The following is an 18,080-nucleotide window of genomic DNA, read 5'->3' on the forward strand; positions in this document are numbered from 1 at the left end:
TAGACTCACACCCTGATGCATCATCAGGGTGTTTTTTATTCTACTGGAGGAAAAAGAATAGGGGTATCCTGAGGCTGCCATGGCGCGTATTTATGCATAATACGCGCAAAGCGCTCTGAGGCTAAAAAGCGCTGTAGCCAGTCCCATAAAGCGGGCCAAGGCTGTGCCGCGAACCAATCTAAATCCGTATGCGCATACTGTCGAACAAAAGGGGCAATAGCTAAATCGGCCATCGAAAGCCGCGCACCAAGCAGATAAGGATGTGACTGCAAGCGTGTATCCAGACTTGTTAATAGCTCAGCCGCTTGATCACGGTGAAACTGTGCAAACTGCTCTGGCGAAAGCGTGCCATGCTCGGAAACATAGCGTGGGGGATATTTATAACGATCTAAAGCCCATTTAAATGCCCCGTCATTCGTCGCGATCAAGTCGTTGAGCTCGGCTTGTTGTTCAGGTGCAGGCAGCAGCTGCTCGGGATCGGACTGACGCAATGCCCACCACATAATATCCAGGCTTTCATCAATGACGGTTCCATCCGTACACTGCAAAACTGGCACGGTACCTTTAGGAGAAATCGCCAGCATTTCTGCAGGCTTATTACGTAAAACAATTTCACGTAACTGCACCTGCATGCCTGACGCGGCTAAAGCTAAGCGGGCGCGCATGGCATAAGGACAACGTCTAAACGAATAAAGAATAGCGAAAGAAGTCATAAGGATAAGTTTACCCTAAGACCAAAAAAGGCGCTGAAAGCGCCTAAAAATTAAGGTTTTTTAGCAAGCCATGGGTTGGTCTTTTTGTGCTGCTTGTTCCCGTTCGGCTTTTTCCTGCGCTAAACGCGAGCGCTCAGCAAGCTCGGCTAAACGGCGACGCTTTTGTTCTTTTAGTACTTCCATGGGAGCACCTACATGACGCTGACGACGCTCTTTGGCTAGCTGCATTTGTTTTTGGCGCTCACGTAAACGTGCTACTTTTTCTGCATCTAAGGTGCCATGGCAATAAGGACAGCTTACGCCCTCTTCGTATTGCGGCATCTCACGCTCTGCCGCACTCACTGGCATACGGCAAGCACGACAAAACACATAATCACCACGCTTCAGTCCATGTCCGACGGAAACGCGCTCATCAAATACAAAGCATTCCCCTACCCACATACTTTGATTTTCAGGGATTTCCTCTAAGTATTTGAGAATCCCCCCTTGCAAATGGTAGACTTCGTCAAAGCCTTGGGAACGCATAAAGGCGGTGGATTTTTCACAACGAATCCCCCCTGTGCAGAACATCGCTACGCGTGGCTTACCATGCAACACCCCGCCTGGCTTACGCTGCTGCTCTACCCACTCAGGGAACTGAGAAAAGCTGTCTGTTTTCGGGTTGATCGCATTTTTAAAAGTACCAATCCCCACTTCGTAATCATTACGCGTATCAATCAAGACGACATCAGGTTGGCTAATTAAGTCATTCCACTCTTGCGGAGGAACATATTGCCCTACCATTTCAGCCGTTTTTAAGTCAGGGACGCCTAGGGTTACGATTTCTTTTTTGAGCTTAATTTTCAAGCGATAAAAAGGCATGACATCCGCCCATGCTTCTTTATGCTCAAGCTTTGCCATACGTGAATCGGAACGCAAGTAATCCAACACCTCGCGCACACCCTGCTCTGGACCTGCAATCGTGCCATTGATGCCCTCACGCGCTAGTAACAGCGTCCCAATAATGTCGCGTTGTTCGCAAAAATCAATGAGAGGTTGTTGTAAGGATTCATAATCGTCCAGCTCTACAAAATGGTAGAGGGCGGCAACAAGATATTTAGCCATGGTTACTTTTTGGATAATGAAATGCTAAAAATAAGCAAAAGACAGAATTAAACGTTATATCTTACCCCTTCACACTTAAAAATACCTAGATTTAAGCAAAAAACCTTTGCGAGAACGCAAACCTTCAGCCAAAAAGACGGGAGCTGAAATAAACGCGTGTTGCTTTTTTGCTGTTTTTTCTTGGATGTATCATGGACTCTCTTACTCAAGCCGTACTTGGAGCAAGCATCAGTGGTGCTATGCTTGGGCGTCATTATGGGCGTAAAGCGGTAATTGCTGGTGCCATACTTGCTACCCTGCCCGACCTCGATGTGTTTATGCGCTATGCCGATCCAATTAGCTCAATGACCTATCATCGGGGGTTTTCGCATTCTTTATTTGTGCTGACGGCCTTCAGTGTGCTGCTCGCTCTGTTATGGCGTGTATTACGCCGACGGCAGCTTTATGGTGTAGGGTGGGTATTTTTATGTGTTTGGCTAACGCTGATAACCCATCCACTATTAGATGCATTTACTAGTTTTGGAACCCAACTTTGGTGGCCGCTAACGCCGACACCAGCTTCGTGGGCAAGTATTTTTATTATTGATCCCATTTATACCCTGCCTCTGACTTTTGGGGCTTTTGCTGCCTTGATCGCTGGCATCAAGCCGCGGACATTAAAATGGTTACGGTGGGGGTTGTTATTAAGTACTGCGTATTTAGCGTGGGCCTTTGGCGCCAAACACCTAGCACAGTATCGAGCTTTGGATCAATTTCGCCAACAAGGTGTGGCCTTTTCTGATTACTACAGTACGACCACCCCTTTTAACAGCCTGCTTTGGCGTGTCATCGTCCGCAATGATGAACAGCACTGTGAAAAAATCATCAGCTTACTAGATACTCAACCTAGTGAATCCATTTGCTTAGACCATAATCACTATGTACTACAAGCGGTTCCCCCTTCGGCATCCATAGACCGCTTACGCTGGTTTACCGGAGACTGGGTACGCTTTGATGTACACGAAGACTTGCTCATCATGACCGATGTACGTCTGGGTGCAGCAATAGGACTGCAACATTTTCGTTTTGTCGTCGCCGAGCAAACGCTGACAGGACAGTGGGAAAATGTGTTGCCCTATCGCTGGCCGGAAAAACTCGATTGGGGGCTAATTAAACCCTTATTAACGCGAATTTACCGACAGCAGCCTCCACTTCCCCTACAGCGATGGGTAGACAACGCCAAGATGGGGGCTCTTTAAAAGAGTCTATTTCCAGCAAGCACAGATCCGCTCGCATATCGCTACGCACAGAAAAACACCTAGCATAAAAGCTAGGTGTTTATAAAGCATTTACGACGTTTTTTTATCTGTAGGCCAGGCCGCACTTGGTTTAGGCAGTTCCTCTTCCAAAGCTAAACGCGTTTGTGGTGTGTCCGGTAATGTTTTTTTCACCGTTTTCACTGCCGTACTTTTTTTCGTTGCTTTACGTGCTGTGGTTTTTTTTGCCGCCTTTTTTGCCGCTTTTTTCGCTGTAGGCTCCACAGAGACCTTGGTTTCTACCGTAGGCACCGCTTTGGCCTGATTTTCAGTTTTAGGTTTGGCCTGCAAAGCCTCGTCCAACTGTGCTTTAAGCTCATGAGCATATGCTTTGGCTTGCTCAGCATCTGCCATAGCCTGCTTTGCCTGCTCCTGTGCCTGGAGCAAAGCTTTTTCTATTTCAGCAGAGGCCTGTTTTTCCATCAGTGCCATGGCTTCGGCTTTGGCCGCATCCAGTAGTGCTTGCTGCTCAGCCTGCGCTTGTGCCCGCTGCTCGGCTTCACGCTGAGCTTGCTCGGCAGCAATTTTTGTAGCGACCTCTACCGGTGGCTCCCAATGACTGCAAAGCTCTAATGCGCAAGCAATATCAGCAAAACGAGCTTGGCTTTCAGCAGAAAGATTCAATACATCTTTGAGCTGGCTGATTTCCGCTACCGCATCCCAGATTACCTGGCGTTGACGCTCATTGGGAACTAAAAGAGGCAAAGCCGCAATAGCATCTTGGGGATGCATTTGCATAATACGCCACTGCTTACGCAGTTTTTGTTTGATACTGGCTAAATCAGGCAACTTATAGCCTTGAATATGATCTTTAGCTAAGCTTTCTAATAAATTAAAAGCTCGCTCATCCACAAAAGTTTCCTCACCTGCCATATAAATGAGGATGCGGGCAAATGCGTCTGCCGCATCTCCCTCTTGCACCTGTGCTTTTGTTAGCTGTAATCGCAGCTCGTGTAATTCCTCATGTAAAGCCGTATCACTGTTTAAAATGCCACGACGATCAATTTGAGGCTTATCTAACCCAACCAAAGCGCGCAACCACGGTGAGCCATACACGCCATGAAAAATAGCCTCCACACTTTGATCGCGTATATCTCTCCAGACATCCCAGCTACGCGCAATGCCATCACTCATTACCCTTTCCATCGCCAAAAACACATTGTCTGCTGCAACAGGTGTGCGCTGTTTTCTTACCTGCTCTGCAGCGGCTTTAAACGACAAGGCAACAGGGTTTAAGCTCGACCACATATAGCGGCCGAATCGCTGAGGGTGTAAAGCACGCGAAGCCTGCGCTATCCAAGGATTCGTTAAACTACGCACGATCGGCGAAAGCGTAAGATCATAAAGGTGCTGATTGATTTGCGAGACACGATTCACCACCTCAAAGTGTGCCTCCTCTTCGCGCCCATCATCTAGGGCCTGTAAATCAGCAATACTTCTGGGCTCAAAAGTCACCACATGACGCCCTTTAACCCATTCTTGATGCGGCGTATCTGGATGCAGGTCCTGAATACGTGCCTCGTAAAGCCCGGGTGGCAGCAATTCAATTAAATCTAAAGCGCCTACTAATGCCTCGTGTTCCCGATTGGCTACCCCCGAGGACACAAAAATCCCTAAATGCCCAGTGGTTTCATGTAGACAATAAATAATTACCTGCTCATGTGCTTTTAAATCTTCATCGCTAGCATAAACATCAGCAATCCAATTTAATGCCTGCGGTGGTGGAGTGATATTATCAGCCTGTGAAGCAAACACCACAATAGGACTGCGGATATTACGCAAATTAATATTGCCGTTTGATAATGGGTCTGGGAGTTCTGCACGAGCTAACCGGTTGCCAATAAAAAGATTTTGTACAATCCAATCCATTTCTTGGCGTGTCATCATAAAATGCCCCGCCCACCACCGATCAAACCCTAAGTAACGCTCGACCTCAGTATCAATATTGGCATACAAATGATACGGTTTTTTCCAAAAGGTATTCGCCGGATCTAAGCGCTCAAAGTTTTCGACTAGATATACCCCGTCAAAAATCCCCCCGCCAATATCACTAGCCAACGAACTTGCCCAGGATCCGCCCAACATACCACCACTGTAGCGCATCGGGTTCTGCCCCGCCTTACCCGACCAATAAGCCAAAGGCGCGCCGGCAAGCATAATCGGACCAACCAGTTTAGGATCCGCACTCGCCAACATCATTAATGCCCAGCCCCCTTGGCAATTACCAATCACAAAGGGACGCCCCACTCGCTGCGGATCATGACGTTGTGCCACCACCTCCAAAAAATATTTTTCTGCTTTCATGATGCAGTAAATACTTTGGTTTGGTTCAGGGTCCGGCCCAAAAGTCACAAAATAACACGGATGTCCTGCAGCTAGCGCTACACCAACCTCGGAGTGGACTTTAGAACCAGCCACACCCGGACCATGTCCTGCTCGCGGATCAATAATCACAAAAGGACGTGCATCAGGATTCGTGGGCATATCCTCTGGCGGCACAATACGCAATAAAGCGTAATTCACAGGATCCGGTAACTGACGCCCATCAACGATCAACTCATGTTCAAACACCAATACCGGTGGTTTGCCCTGACTTGCATGCTCTACATATTGATCGCCGCTTTGGCGCATCACATCTAAATACAAAACAGAACGCTGCTGGGCATCCCGTAGATACTCCATAGCCTGTCGGCCCAAATCGCTAAACATAACATTGCTCCAGTTGTTGCAAGTTGTTTAACCCATAGAGCCCATGGTCTGACGTAAGCGACGGTGTGCTAAAGCAAAGAACACCACACCAATTAAAGACATCATTAGAAACTGCGGCCATACCATGGTGATATCGGCCCCACGCAATAAAACGGCTTGCGCGTAGGAAACAAAATGCAGCGTCGGTGTACCCGACATTATCCATTGCACTGCATCCGGCATGCTTTCACGTGGTGTAATCGCCCCCGATAAAATCTGCAAAGGCAACAATAAAAGAATCGCCATCAGCCCAAACTGCGGCATCGTACGCGCGAGTGTCCCCATATAAATACCAATGGAAGTAGTGGCAAATAAATACACAATGGTGCCTAAAGCAAATAACCATGTAGAACCTGCCACTTGGACGCCAATAACGCCTTTAATCATCACGTGCAACGCAAATAGTGCAGCGCACAATACTACTATACCCATTGACCACACTTTTGACAGCATAATTTCTAAAGGCGTCACAGGCATGACAAGTAAATGTTCAATCGTGCCATGCTCTCTTTCCCGAATTAATGCCGCCCCAGTCAAGATAATAGAGAGCAATGTGATGTTGTTAATCATGCCCGTAATGCCCCCAAACCAAGAGGAATAGAGGTTGGGGTTAAACAACACCCGTTGCACTAACTGTATAGGGGAGTCTAATTTGCCTTGTGTGGAAGGATTTACAAACAGTAATACTTCAGCGCCTAAAATACTCTGAATATAGGACGATCCGACCAAAGCTTGGCTTTGACGCGTTGCATCAACGTTCAGCTGTAACGCGGGGTTTTTACCTGCCATGACATCACGCTCAAAGTTCGGCGGAATGTTCAACACAAAAGTATCTAAGCCCGCATCCATACCCTTATCAATTTCCGCTCGACTAATCAGACGAGGTGGCAAAAAATAAGGCTCATGCAATGCATCAATTAAACGTGCTGATAAGGTGGACTGATCCTCATCAACCACGGCAATTGCCGCTTTATTTAAAGAGTCCGGCTTTGCCTTAGAGTTTGAATAAATCACCCCACTGAACATTAAGATGATCAACAACATTAATGCCACATCACGGGCTAAGCTATAGAACTCTTTAATACCAAGGTTATAAATGGTGGCAATACGCCGTTTCATCGATTGCATATGCCCCCCCTTATTTGGCTTGTTTTTTCAAAAGTAATACTGACAGCAGTGTCAGTACAGGAATTGCAATAAGCAGCGGATAGAAAGAATAGCGTAAATCCGCAAACCCTAAGGCCTTAGAAAAGGTGCCTCGGCTAATGGTTAAATAATGCGAGGTGGGGTAGATTTCGCCTATAAACGCCCCAAACCCTTGAAGCGAAGACACCGGATCCACCATACCCGCAAACTGAATGGCCGGTATAAGCGTACCAATAGCTGTACCAGCCAACGCCGCCACTTGGCTATTCGTTAGTGTCGATGCCAGCAGCCCAATGCCCGTGGTCGCTACCACATACAACACCGTAGCCAGCACCAAAGTCATAAAACTACCAGTGAACGGGACCTTAAATACCGTTAATGCCAACAAAAACAGCAATACAAAGCTGATGAGAGCCAGCACCACATAGGGCAGCTGTTTACCTAATAAAAACTCTAACTTTGTTACCGGTGTGGTATATAAATTCATAATTGAGCCGAGCTCTTTTTCGCGAACAACACCAAGCGCCATCAGCATTGAGGGAATAAATACCAATAGCATCGGAATCACAGCGGGTACCATAGCGACCAAGCTGCGCAGCTCTGGGTTATAACGGAAACGAACCTCGCCATGACTGGGTAGCTGAGGACGTTGTCCTGTTTTGGCTAACACCCAATCCGACACCGTGTCATTATGTAAGGCCTGGGTATAGCTTTTGATGGTTTCTGCACGCAAAGGCATCGCCCCGTCAATCCACATCCCAATCTCAGGGGCTTTACCTTTGTCTAAGTCGCGACCAAAACCAGGCGGAATTTCCACCGCCAAGGCCAGCTCGCCAGAACGCATCCGCCGGTCAATATCAGCCGGACCAGTTAATGGCGCGCGCTGATCAAAATAACGTGAGCCTTCAAGCTGCATCCGATAGTTTTGGCTCGCGGTGGTTTGGTCATAATCCAAAACCGCATATTTAAGATTTTCTACGTCCATATTGATGCCATACCCCATCACGAGCATCAACACCATGCTCCCTACCATCGCCATAAAAAGGCGAATGGGATCACGCCGTAGCTCCATGGCTTCACGTATGCTGTAGCTTAATAAACGCTGAAGACTAAACCAGGGGTGTTTAAGTTGATGGTTGGCCTCTTTAGGAGCAACAAAGTCAGTATCCTCTGTTTTGGCCTCGTCGCCCATGGCTTCAATCAAATAACCTACAAACGCATCTTCTAGATTTGCCGCCCCTCGCTTTTTAATCAATGCCGCCGGCGTGTCAGAATCAAGAATTTCCCCCGCATGCATCATGGACATGCGATCGCAACGCTCCGCCTCATTCATGAAGTGCGTAGAAATAAAAATCGTCACGCCATCATTGCGCGATAAATCAATCATCAATTGCCAAAATTTATCGCGGGCCACCGGGTCCACCCCCGAGGTGGGTTCATCCAAAATCAATACATCGGGTTTATGTAATACCGCAACCGCTAACTGCAAACGCTGGCGAATCCCTAATGGCAACCCATCTGGCAGCGCATCCATTACGGCAGTTAACTCAAAACGCTGCGCTAATTCCTGTACGCGCGGCTCGCGTTGTGCTTTGGGCAAATGAAAAAGCCGTGCATGCAACATCAGGTTTTGACGCACAGTTAGCTCAGCATATAAAGAAAAGCTCTGCGACATGTAGCCTACACGCTGTCGTGTCGCCAGATCATTGGCATCAATAGGCTGCCCTAATAACGTCGCAGTACCTTCGGAAGGTGGCAGCAACCCCGTTAGCATTTTCATCGTGGTGGACTTACCACACCCATTCGAGCCTAAAAAACCAAAAATCTCACCACGTTTTACACGCAGATTCACATCATTGACCGCCACAAAATCACCAAACTTTTTGGTTAAGCCGTGGGACTCAATGACGATTTCATCGCTATCAACCAGTGGTGGAATAACAAGCTCTTGGTGATCTTGACGCTTTTCAGGTGGTAACAAGGCTAAAAACGCAGCCTCTAAATTGGGTTTACCCGTTCGGGATAAAAGCTCTTGGGGCGTTCCTGTGGCCAATACCTGACCATCATCCACCGCCACCAACCAGTCAAAGCCTTGCGCCTCGTCCATATAAGCCGTTGCCACTAATACGGACATATGAGGCCGACGCTGACGAATACGCTCAATCAGCTCCCAAAACTGACGCCGTGCCAAAGGGTCTACCCCTGTGGTGGGCTCGTCTAAAATAAGTAAATCGGGGTCATGAATAAGCGCACAACACAACCCCAGCTTTTGCTTCATCCCACCCGATAACTTTTGTGCCGGTCTATCCGCAAACGCCGACATACCCGTACTGGCGAGTAAATCCTTAATGCGGGCTTTGCGCTCAGCCTTATCCTGGCCAAACAAACGACCAAAAAAATCGATGTTTTCAAACACCGATAATGTGGGATAAAGATTTTTACCAAGCCCTTGTGGCATATAAGCAATGCGCATACAAACCTGATTGCGGTGCTTAGCCTCGGTCATATCACCGCCTAGCACTCTGACCTGCCCCTGCTGGATTTGACGCGCACCGGCGATTAACCCTAGCCAAGTGGACTTACCCACCCCATCCGGCCCGATAAACCCCACTGTTTTACCAGCGGGGATCGTTAGGCTAAGGTTATTAGCCGCCAAAACCTCACCATAACGATGGGTGACATCCACAAACTGCACCACGGGTTCCGTGGTGCTTGCCGTTACCGTATCTACTTCACTCATGGCAATTTAACCTGCAAATGCTCTGGCCATTCACGATTTGCATCAAGACGGATATAAGCCACCCCAGGCACACCTGTTTTGACTTGCTCCATATGCTTTTCTAATAACGCAGGATCAATACGCACCTTGACGCGGAAAGTCAGCTTTTGACGCTCATCTTGGGTTTCCACCATTTTCGGAGTAAATTGCGCCACGCTAGACACATAAGATACCTCGGCTGGAATCACATACTGAGGAATGGCATCAATGATGACTCGTGCCTCGGCACCCATGGCGACACGACCAGCCTGAGCCTCTGGCAAAAACACCGTCATATAGACATCACCCACATCCACAAGGCTTAAGATCTTGCCGCCATTGCCCACTACCTCGCCAGGCTGAGCCACTCGATACTGGACTCGCCCTGCGCGTGGTGCGCGCAAATCCCCGTCCTTGAGCTCACTTTTCAGATTAGCGATCACTGCTTCTGCAGCCAAAATACTGGCATCGGCTTGTGCTACCTGTGATTTGGCTGCCTGAATGCCGGCTTGTACCGCCGCGACCTGGGCTTCTGCCACCGCTACCATCGCCTGCGCATTCCGATATTGCGCCCGATCATTATCCGCCTGTTGTACAGACGTCGCACGCTGTTTGACTAGCTCTTGCGAGCGCTGATGCGTTTTTTGCGCTAGATCGAGTTCCGTATTACGTTGAACTAGCGTTGCTTTAGACATAGCTAAGTCGGCTTCACGTTGAGCCACCAAAGCCAAGGCCGTGTCTTTTGCACTATGGGCTCGCGCTAATTCGGCTTCAGCTTGGGATAAGCGCGCTTGGAGTGATTCCATATCCATGCGTGCCACAAGCTGATCGGCCTCAACAAAATCACCCTCATTTACTAAGATTTCACGAATACGACCAGCGGCTTTCGCTGAAACATCGACTTCTGTGGCTTCGATACGACCATTACTGTAGGCAAAATCCTCATCATGCTGAGGACGCATTTGTTGCCATAAGAAATAGGCGATCGCAGCCACCACCACGACTAAGGCCACCCCATAGATGGTTCTTTTTTTGGATGCACTCACAGTATTTTCCTTTAGTTAGCTGCAGAAGTTGATTGATGATTTTCGGAAGGTGGTGTCACACCCCCGCCCAATGCGCGATAAAGCGCCACGGTATTACTTAAACGAGCCCTTTGTAACTGCAGCAGCATTTGCTCTGCCGCAAACTGCGAACGCTGCGCATCAAGGACCTCGAGATAGGGCGCAGACCCTTGCTCGTACCGAATCATGGCCAAGCGCGCTCGATCTTGTTCTGAACGTACTAAATTCGCTTGTTCTTTTTCTTGTTGAGCCAGCCAATGATGCGCGGCTAAGCCGTCTGCAACCTCTCTAAAGGCGGTACGTATGGTTGATTCGTAATTTGCAACCGCTATATGTTTGCGTGCTTCGGCAAGCGCTAGATTTGATTCACGCGCCCCACCATCAAAAATAGGCAAAGAAATCTGGGGCATAAAAGTCCAAGCGCCACTGCCCCCGCGGAATAAACCATCTAAAGCAGAGCTGGCTGTGCCCGCAAAGCCTGTTAAGGTAATCCGAGGGAAAAAAGCAGCGCGTGCCGCGTCCACATTAGCACGTGCCGCCAATAGCTGCTGTTCTGCCGCACGAATATCTGGCCGCTGTAACAATACCGTAGAAGGTAAATCGGGCGTAATCGCGCGCTCAAGCTGTTGCTGCGCCAAGGTGCTGCTTTCACCCAGTGGCCCACTGTAGCCGGTTAGCTGCTGAATTAATGCAGCGTTCTGCGCTTTTTCTCGCTCTAAGTTAGCCAGCTCGCTACGCGCGGTTAATAGTAAAGAGTCCACCGCCCGCAGTTCTAAATCAGAAGAACTGCCCACGCGTACCCGCTGCGCCATAATGCGCTGAGATTCCGTTCGGCTATCTACGGTTTTTTTGGCGAGCTCAACCCGCTGGGTTAGCTCCAAAGCCTGTAAATAAGCATCGGCTGTCATGGCGATAAGGCTTATTTCGAAGGCTTGACGTGCTTGCTCTGTCGCCAAATACTGAGCCAATGCGGCCGCGCTTAAACTGCTGACTCGCCCCCAAAAATCCAGCTCAAAAGCGCTAACACCTAAGCCCACCTGATATTGACCACTGGTCACCGCCTGCTGCGTGATCGACAAATCCGCTGGCACCCGCCCACGCTGGCCATCGCCCTGCGCCCCAATATGAGGTAAACGTTCAGAGGACTGAATACCATAAATAGCACGCGCTTCGGCCACCCGAGCTGTAGCGGCTTTTAAGTCACTATTAAAATCAAGCGCTTGTTGAATTAATTGTTTTAATTGAGGATCAGTAAAAAACTGTTGCCAATGATCGGATGGATTTAATTGTGGGGCGTCCGTATTGCTTGTACCAAGAACAGGAAGCTGATCTGGAATACCTACTTCCATATTTTCAGGCTGCGGCACAGGTGCCACACATGCGGCCAAAGCTAAAGTTGCCGCTGAAAGTATCCATATACGCGGAGCTAATAATTTCACAATGTGATTCCTTTTTAATGGCAAAACAATACGGCTGACTTTATATTACCCAATAATTGTTAAGTAATTGATGATTTAAGTCAATTGCACCCTTTTAAAGAAATCGTTTTATCTTAGTTTAACAATTCTTAATTCTTAAAAGCGATAAAGCACAAATAAAAAAGCCGCATTGATATTAAATCAACGCGGCTTTTAAATGTCTTGGCGGACAGAGAGGCTGCCAAGCAAACGTCCAACCAAGACCAGATCAGTCAAAAATATCTTTTAAAAACAACAAGTTAACCTAAGATCCATCCAACAGCATCCAATGAATTACAACATAAAACAAATAAAAATGGCATACTAGATGGCATACTGAAGCAACCATTCTACGAAGCAGCCATGATCAAAGACACTCAAGCACGCAACATAAAGCCTTCTGACAAAGCTATTCCCCACGGTGGGGTAATAGGCCTAGCATTGCATCCAAGCAAAACCAAAGGTCAAGGTAAGTGGGTTCTACGTTATGTAAGCCCCGTCACCAAAAAGAGGCGTAATGCAGGGTTAGGCTCATATCCTACGGTTAGCATAGCGGACGTAACTAAAATCGCACTCAGTATGCGAGGGCAAATAGAGCAAGGGTTCGACCCCTTAGAAGAAAAAGCCAAAACACAAGAGCTACAAAAAATACCAACATTTGAAGCTGCCGCTGGTATGCTTCATGCAGAGCTACTTCCCTCTTGGAAAAACATTAAACATGGTCAGCAGTGGATTAACACTTTAGAGCAATACATATTCCCCTATATAGGCTCTCTCACTTTAGACTCTATTGAGCCACGCCACATAGCAGATGCGTTAAGACCAATTTGGCTAGACAAGCAAGAAACAGCCCAGCGTACCAAAAGGCGCATTCATGCGGTTATGGCGTGGGGTTGGGCTCATGGCTTTTGTAACTCCAACCCCGTCGATGTTGTCGAACACCTCTTGCCTAAACAAACAGGGAAAGTCATTCGAACCGAACATCATCCTGCTATGGCTTGGCAGGAAATCCCCAAGTTCGTTCAAAAGCATCTAACAGTAAATGACAAAAGTAACGTAACTCGATCTATTTTAGAGTTCCTAATCCTAACGGCCTGTCGTTCCGGCGAGGCAAGAGGCGCACAGTGGTCTGAAATAGATTGGGAAAAGAAAATATGGAGCATCCCTGCGGAACGCATGAAAATGAAAAGCGCACACCGAGTTCCTTTAAGTGATAGAGCCCTAGAAATCTTACACAACCAACTAGGGTTACATGAAACACTCATCTTCCCCTCACCAAGAGGACAAAAAGAACTTTCCGATATGGCTCTAACCAGTTTTCTACGTAAAGTGAATGCGCCAAGCACAACTGAAGGTCGTGTTGCTACTGCTCATGGTTTTAGATCTAGCTTTAGAGACTGGTGTAGCGAAAATGGCTATGCAAGAGATCTAGCTGAGCGTGCATTAGCCCATACCGTCCAGAATCAAGTAGAAGCGGCTTACCATCGAACTGACCTTCTAGAGAAACGGCGACCTATGATGCAGTCTTGGTCTGATTTTGTGTGCGGTATTCCAGCCCCTGATAAAAATACTCATATCGATCAGAAAGTGAGCTTTTTATCTAACTTGGAAAATAAATGAAAGCTTTCTTATTAGATATTTATAGCTACTTGTGCTGGTACTGGTATAGAGATTTGATTTTCAATTGGTGTGTATAAATCAACATCGACTTCAGGGACTTTAATTGAGACAATCAATGAGTAACGAACCGACTGATCATATCGCTCAAGCTTAGGTCTACTTTTCCACCAGCCTGATGATGGATAAATAGCAATTGCACCTCTACTAGCTAAATCAGCAGCAGTTCCTTTCCAAACATCAGAATGTATTGACCCTCTATGCCTTCCCGAAGGACCGACCAGCCAAGCACTATCACTATCTCTACTAGAAAAATACTCTTCGTTGTCTCGTGCTTTTTTATTAATCCGAGAGCGAAAAGATTTTTCACTTTCCACAGGGCGTTTCACATCAAACCTCAATCCATGTGACTCGTAACGATAACGTGAGGTAACACCACGAGCTGACGGATTAGGCTCAATGAAATAAGAAAGAGTGACTCTCATTTCTACCTCAGCTGAGCCCAAAGACAGCAACTCCTCGTGAGGCCAAGGTAAAGCATGAAGATTCATCTCATTATACGTTGGTTTATTACTGCCTTCACGTTTAAAAGGATACAAAGAGTCTTCACATATCAAAGTCAATGAGTTACTCAAACTCCATAGGGCCCGCTCAAGGCTGGGCACACCAAATCCACAATGACGTATTAACCGAGTAACACTCGCTTTACTTGGTTGTCCTCTATCACTTAAAAACTCTGCTTTCATCGTCGGAGTCCATTCAGCAGAATGAACTATCAAACCACGAACTGTTTCTGGCCAAAGCTGAGGATAACGAGCCATTATCTGCGCTGCCATTCGAGCAGCGGCTGATGTGGCCGCGCTAGTTGCATTCACCGTTACAAAAAGGCGTTCATTAATCTCAGAGTTAGTAGTTAATAAACTAAGAGAGGGTAACCATACTGCACCAAAGCTATCTTTAGCTGCATTTCCACCCTCAAATACAACATCTGGCTTTAAAGGCCAATGTGAAACCCAAGTTTGAGAGGTTGTGCTAAATGGACTTAACCCACCCTCTGGCGCAATAGGATGATACCTCTCAGCATCCGACTCTGTAATCGCCACTAAATCTGTCATAGCGCCTACCGTCAAAGCATTCCAAGCCTGAGCTGGATCATGAATGCTATCTGTTTCATTGCTTGCAGGATAGTCTAACCAAGCATTTTGATCTTCTATATTCCCAGCAGAAATAATGAATAGACTTTGGGGGAAATCCAACTCACCACCAAACACTAATCGGTCTATACTTGCTGACCATGCTGAAGGCCGACCTCGGTCACGATTATCCCTAGCAGTTACAGCCATGCTAAATAAGCGCTTACGATTAGGTGCTGTAATTCTAGGCCTTGATACTGCCTCTAGCGTTAAATAACCATGATGTACAGCATCATTACCATTCGATCCTACAGTCGGAAGAAGCTTAACAGACTCTAAGCGATGCCCTATTACAATAGACTCATCTGTTTCTAATGCTGCGCTTAGATCACCAAATAACGCAACCCCAGCCATGCTAGTGCCATGCCCATTTTGATCATTAACCCCCCAGCTCGGCTCTACTGTGTGTAAGTCATTAGGCGCTAGCAACGACTTCAAAAGTGGATGACCATTGTTAACACCTGTATCAAGTAAACAAACATAAGGGACATCATCCTCTTCCAGAGTAACTTTTAAGCGGGAACTTAACTCTTCTACCCATCCATGTTGTTCACTAGGCACAATCGAGTCAAAAAACTCAGCCGTTTCCTTTGCTCTACGTAGTTCCGCAATACTATTAAGTATTAAGGTCGAGCTCTTCATCTGACTTAAAGAGCCATACATCTGTAACACAACTCGCTCAGGAAACCTTAACTCACCCTTAACTACCTTAAAGCCTAATCTTTCTGCTGTCTCACGAAACCTTTTAACTATATCGTGGCCATCACTCTTTCTAGGCAACCATACTTCCCACCAAATTTCCTCATCATCTAATGCTGGCATCAAGTCCGGCACATCAGTCCATAAGGCTTTTACAGTAGCAGCTCGTATATCTTTTATCGTATTCAATAAGTTGCTATATTTAGGGCCTTTTTTACTATCCTTACTACTATCCAAATAAGAGTTAATCTGTTTTTCAAAGATATCAAGCTTTCCATCTGGTACAAAAACAGTAGCAAAAGTCTTCCCTTCATCATCAAAGCGAACATTTCGCAACTCGATACCTGACCTCTCTTTATCTAAGGACTCGACAACAAGACTTACCTCTGCAAAACTTTCAAACTCAATCTGCAACCCCAACCCCTCCTCAACCCCAGCTTCTTTCTGTTGTTGAGCGCTTTCTGAAAGCGTTTCTTTTAACTGCTGTACCTGCTTTAATAAATGAGCACCATGACTTTTTCGATTAGGAGTAAACGCCTGAACATTCTCCCCTATAGCTCTAGAGGGCATAGCGAACTCTTCTGCAATGCCTGTATTAGATAAAATAAAATGCAGACGTTTTTCTTGACTCATCTCCGTCACGACTCCTCCTTATTTAATTATTTTTATAACTCAAGCGCACTGCAAGTCTTCGTCGCTCTTCTATCGCAAGACTGATATCTTTCTCTCGAACTAAGTCTCTGCTCTCCATTAACGCTGTTTTTAATACCTCGTCTGAAGCCCTAGTTAACTCAGCATAACTAAGCCCAGAAGCTTTTTTTGCCAAACGCCTCCATGAAATATTCTTAACTGCCATATGTGATAGCCGCCCTTTTAATGCATTAGCGATACTTTCTTCGTCAGGTAACTCATAATGCAGTAAATCATCAAAGCGACGAAAAAGAGCAGTATCCAAAATCTCAGGGTGATTAGTAGCTCCAATAATTAAGCTATGAGAATTATCTTGCTCAATCATTTGCAAAAAGCTATTAAGAATACGCCTAACCTCACCAACATCATTAGCTAACCCTCTCTGTGATCCAATCGCGTCAAACTCATCAAAGAAATAAACCCCTCTAGTATGTTGTATAGATTCAAAAATCTGACGAAGTTTGGCTGCTGTCTCCCCCATAAACTTCGTGATCAGTCCATCTAAACGCACCTCAAGCAAAGGCAACCCCAACTCACAAGCCAAAACTGAGGCTGTCATAGTCTTTCCAGTGCCAGGCGGCCCAACCAATAATAGTTTTCGCCGAGGCTGTAAACCATGGGATAAAATCTCTGCGGCATGACGTTGCTCAAGAATAATACGCTTAAGCTGCAGTTCAAGCTCGGTGCTTAACACCATATCTACGAGTCTAGACTTTGGATAACTAACAGTTAATAAGTTAGCTAGCTCGCCACGCGGCTCACTGATAGACAGAACTTTTTTCTTTGGCGTAATTGCACGTCGAGCCTTCGCTTGATCAAGCAAATCACGTAAATCCTCAGCCAGTCGACCATGACCTTGCTTAGCCTCAGTAGCGGCAACCTGCATAGCCACGGAGTAAAAGCGTGCATCATCCCCCTCCAGATGCGACTGGAATAGCGCTTTAAGTTGACTTGCATTGGCCATTAGACTCACCTCCATGTAGAAATAAAATTATAGCCTAGAAGCATTACTTCCCCTAAAAAAGAAGAAAAAGACCCTTATTAACGTTATTTTTGTAGTAATTCTTGGACAAGCCACCTCTGCACAACTTAACTCATCAGCTCTACTAACAGCCAAGACTAACGCCCCAGCTATTTTTTTAACCCAGTTTTTTTCATACCTATATCACCTTAGTGAATCCGGCAGAGCATTGGCTCTGCCTTTTTTGTTTTCTAAGGAGATCCTTATGTCATTTGTTCATGAATGTCCACGTTGCCTCTCTAAGCGAATACTGGCTAAACATACAGGTCGTAAAATTGGCGCAAGCATTGGTGCTGTGGCTGGCTTTGGCTCAACGATCAGTAGTGCGGCTACCGGAGCGGCTACAGGGGCTGCGTTTGCTGTTCAAAACTTCTCAGACAAAACCCCTTCCCCTCAAACTGTTCTCAGTGCGGTGATAGGTGGTTTAGTGGGTGGCGTAGCGGGCTGTGCCGCGGGTGCAGCGTTTGGTGATGCCCTTGATCAAACCGTTTTTGATAATTACGAGTGCCTTGATTGTGGCTACAGCTTTAGCTATGTGGCTAGTTCTAATCAGTAACTATCTAAGGAGATAACTC

Annotated in this window: 12 protein-coding genes; 3 read left to right on the top strand and 9 right to left on the bottom strand. The window is 46.7% G+C overall.

All coding sequences use genetic code 11. The features are described 5' to 3' along the window. Positions 1-35 precede the first annotated feature (35 nt). Positions 36-713 (bottom strand): glutathione S-transferase, encoded by a 678-nt coding sequence (locus tag ABD980_RS00365; RefSeq protein WP_345368786.1) that lies wholly within the window; start codon positions 711-713, stop codon positions 36-38. A 60-nt stretch (positions 714-773) separates the two neighbouring features. Then, positions 774-1,817 (bottom strand): oxygen-dependent tRNA uridine(34) hydroxylase TrhO, encoded by a 1,044-nt coding sequence (gene trhO, locus ABD980_RS00370; RefSeq protein WP_345368788.1) that lies wholly within the window; start codon positions 1,815-1,817, stop codon positions 774-776. A gap of 191 nt (positions 1,818-2,008) precedes the next feature. Between trhO and ABD980_RS00375 the strand changes: the two genes are divergently transcribed. Continuing rightward, a complete protein-coding gene (locus ABD980_RS00375; RefSeq protein ID WP_345368790.1) occupies positions 2,009-3,055 on the top strand; it encodes a metal-dependent hydrolase in 1,047 nt (348 codons plus the stop codon). A 90-nt stretch (positions 3,056-3,145) separates the two neighbouring features. Here the strand turns inward: ABD980_RS00375 and ABD980_RS00380 are convergent, their stop codons facing one another. The 5 genes from ABD980_RS00380 to ABD980_RS00400 are packed head-to-tail and all read right to left on the bottom strand — an operon-like array spanning position 3,146 to position 12,267. Next, the gene (locus ABD980_RS00380) at positions 3,146-5,821 is read right to left on the bottom strand and encodes a DUF3141 domain-containing protein (protein WP_300647453.1); all 2,676 of its coding nucleotides are present in this window, start codon (positions 5,819-5,821) and stop codon (positions 3,146-3,148) included. A 27-nt stretch (positions 5,822-5,848) separates the two neighbouring features. Continuing rightward, positions 5,849-6,979, bottom strand: a complete 1,131-nt coding sequence (locus ABD980_RS00385; protein ID WP_287812503.1) for an ABC transporter permease — start codon at positions 6,977-6,979, stop codon at positions 5,849-5,851. A gap of 19 nt (positions 6,980-6,998) precedes the next feature. After that, on the bottom strand, positions 6,999-9,746 hold the full coding sequence (rbbA, locus tag ABD980_RS00390) for a ribosome-associated ATPase/putative transporter RbbA (protein WP_345368796.1): 2,748 nt from the start codon (positions 9,744-9,746) through the stop codon (positions 6,999-7,001). After that, positions 9,743-10,810, bottom strand: a complete 1,068-nt coding sequence (locus tag ABD980_RS00395) for an HlyD family secretion protein (RefSeq protein ID WP_345368798.1) — start codon at positions 10,808-10,810, stop codon at positions 9,743-9,745. Before ABD980_RS00395 ends, rbbA begins: the two co-directional genes overlap by 4 nt. A gap of 11 nt (positions 10,811-10,821) precedes the next feature. After that, the gene (locus ABD980_RS00400) at positions 10,822-12,267 is read right to left on the bottom strand and encodes an efflux transporter outer membrane subunit (RefSeq protein WP_300647450.1); all 1,446 of its coding nucleotides are present in this window, start codon (positions 12,265-12,267) and stop codon (positions 10,822-10,824) included. A gap of 381 nt (positions 12,268-12,648) precedes the next feature. Between ABD980_RS00400 and ABD980_RS00405 the strand changes: the two genes are divergently transcribed. After that, on the top strand, positions 12,649-13,905 hold the full coding sequence (locus ABD980_RS00405; RefSeq protein WP_345368801.1) for a tyrosine-type recombinase/integrase: 1,257 nt from the start codon (positions 12,649-12,651) through the stop codon (positions 13,903-13,905). Positions 13,906-13,916: 11 nt separating this feature from the next. On the opposite strand, the gene ABD980_RS00410 is transcribed toward ABD980_RS00405, so the two are convergent. Further along, positions 13,917-16,427, bottom strand: coding sequence for a S8 family peptidase (locus ABD980_RS00410; RefSeq protein ID WP_345369129.1), 2,511 nt, complete (start codon positions 16,425-16,427; stop codon positions 13,917-13,919). Positions 16,428-16,449: 22 nt separating this feature from the next. After that, complete coding sequence (locus ABD980_RS00415; RefSeq protein ID WP_345368803.1) at positions 16,450-17,448, bottom strand: AAA family ATPase; 999 nt, start codon at positions 17,446-17,448, stop codon at positions 16,450-16,452. A 262-nt stretch (positions 17,449-17,710) separates the two neighbouring features. On the opposite strand from ABD980_RS00415, the gene ABD980_RS00420 reads away from it, so the two are divergent. Then, positions 17,711-18,061 (top strand): hypothetical protein, encoded by a 351-nt coding sequence (locus tag ABD980_RS00420; protein ID WP_345368805.1) that lies wholly within the window; start codon positions 17,711-17,713, stop codon positions 18,059-18,061. The last annotated feature ends 19 nt before the right edge of the window (positions 18,062-18,080 follow it).

Source organism: Paenalcaligenes hermetiae, from assembly GCF_039543645.1.
Taxonomy (GTDB): Bacteria; Pseudomonadota; Gammaproteobacteria; order Burkholderiales; family Burkholderiaceae_B; genus Paenalcaligenes; species Paenalcaligenes hermetiae.

Bases quoted from the DNA above. Each gene is read 5' to 3' on its own strand.
- ABD980_RS00375 (WP_345368790.1), top strand. From the start codon at position 2,009: ATGGACTCTCTTACTCAAGCCGTACTTGGAGCAAGCATCAGTGGTGCT.
- ABD980_RS00420 (WP_345368805.1), top strand. From the start codon at position 17,711: ATGTCATTTGTTCATGAATGTCCACGTTGCCTCTCTAAGCGAATACTG.
- ABD980_RS00385 (WP_287812503.1), bottom strand. From the start codon at position 6,979: ATGAAACGGCGTATTGCCACCATTTATAACCTTGGTATTAAAGAGTTC.
- ABD980_RS00415 (WP_345368803.1), bottom strand. From the start codon at position 17,448: ATGGCCAATGCAAGTCAACTTAAAGCGCTATTCCAGTCGCATCTGGAG.
- ABD980_RS00410 (WP_345369129.1), bottom strand. From the start codon at position 16,427: ATGAGTCAAGAAAAACGTCTGCATTTTATTTTATCTAATACAGGCATT.
- ABD980_RS00380 (WP_300647453.1), bottom strand. From the start codon at position 5,821: ATGTTTAGCGATTTGGGCCGACAGGCTATGGAGTATCTACGGGATGCC.
- rbbA (WP_345368796.1), bottom strand. From the start codon at position 9,746: ATGAGTGAAGTAGATACGGTAACGGCAAGCACCACGGAACCCGTGGTG.
- trhO (WP_345368788.1), bottom strand. From the start codon at position 1,817: ATGGCTAAATATCTTGTTGCCGCCCTCTACCATTTTGTAGAGCTGGAC.
- ABD980_RS00405 (WP_345368801.1), top strand. From the start codon at position 12,649: ATGATCAAAGACACTCAAGCACGCAACATAAAGCCTTCTGACAAAGCT.
- ABD980_RS00365 (WP_345368786.1), bottom strand. From the start codon at position 713: ATGACTTCTTTCGCTATTCTTTATTCGTTTAGACGTTGTCCTTATGCC.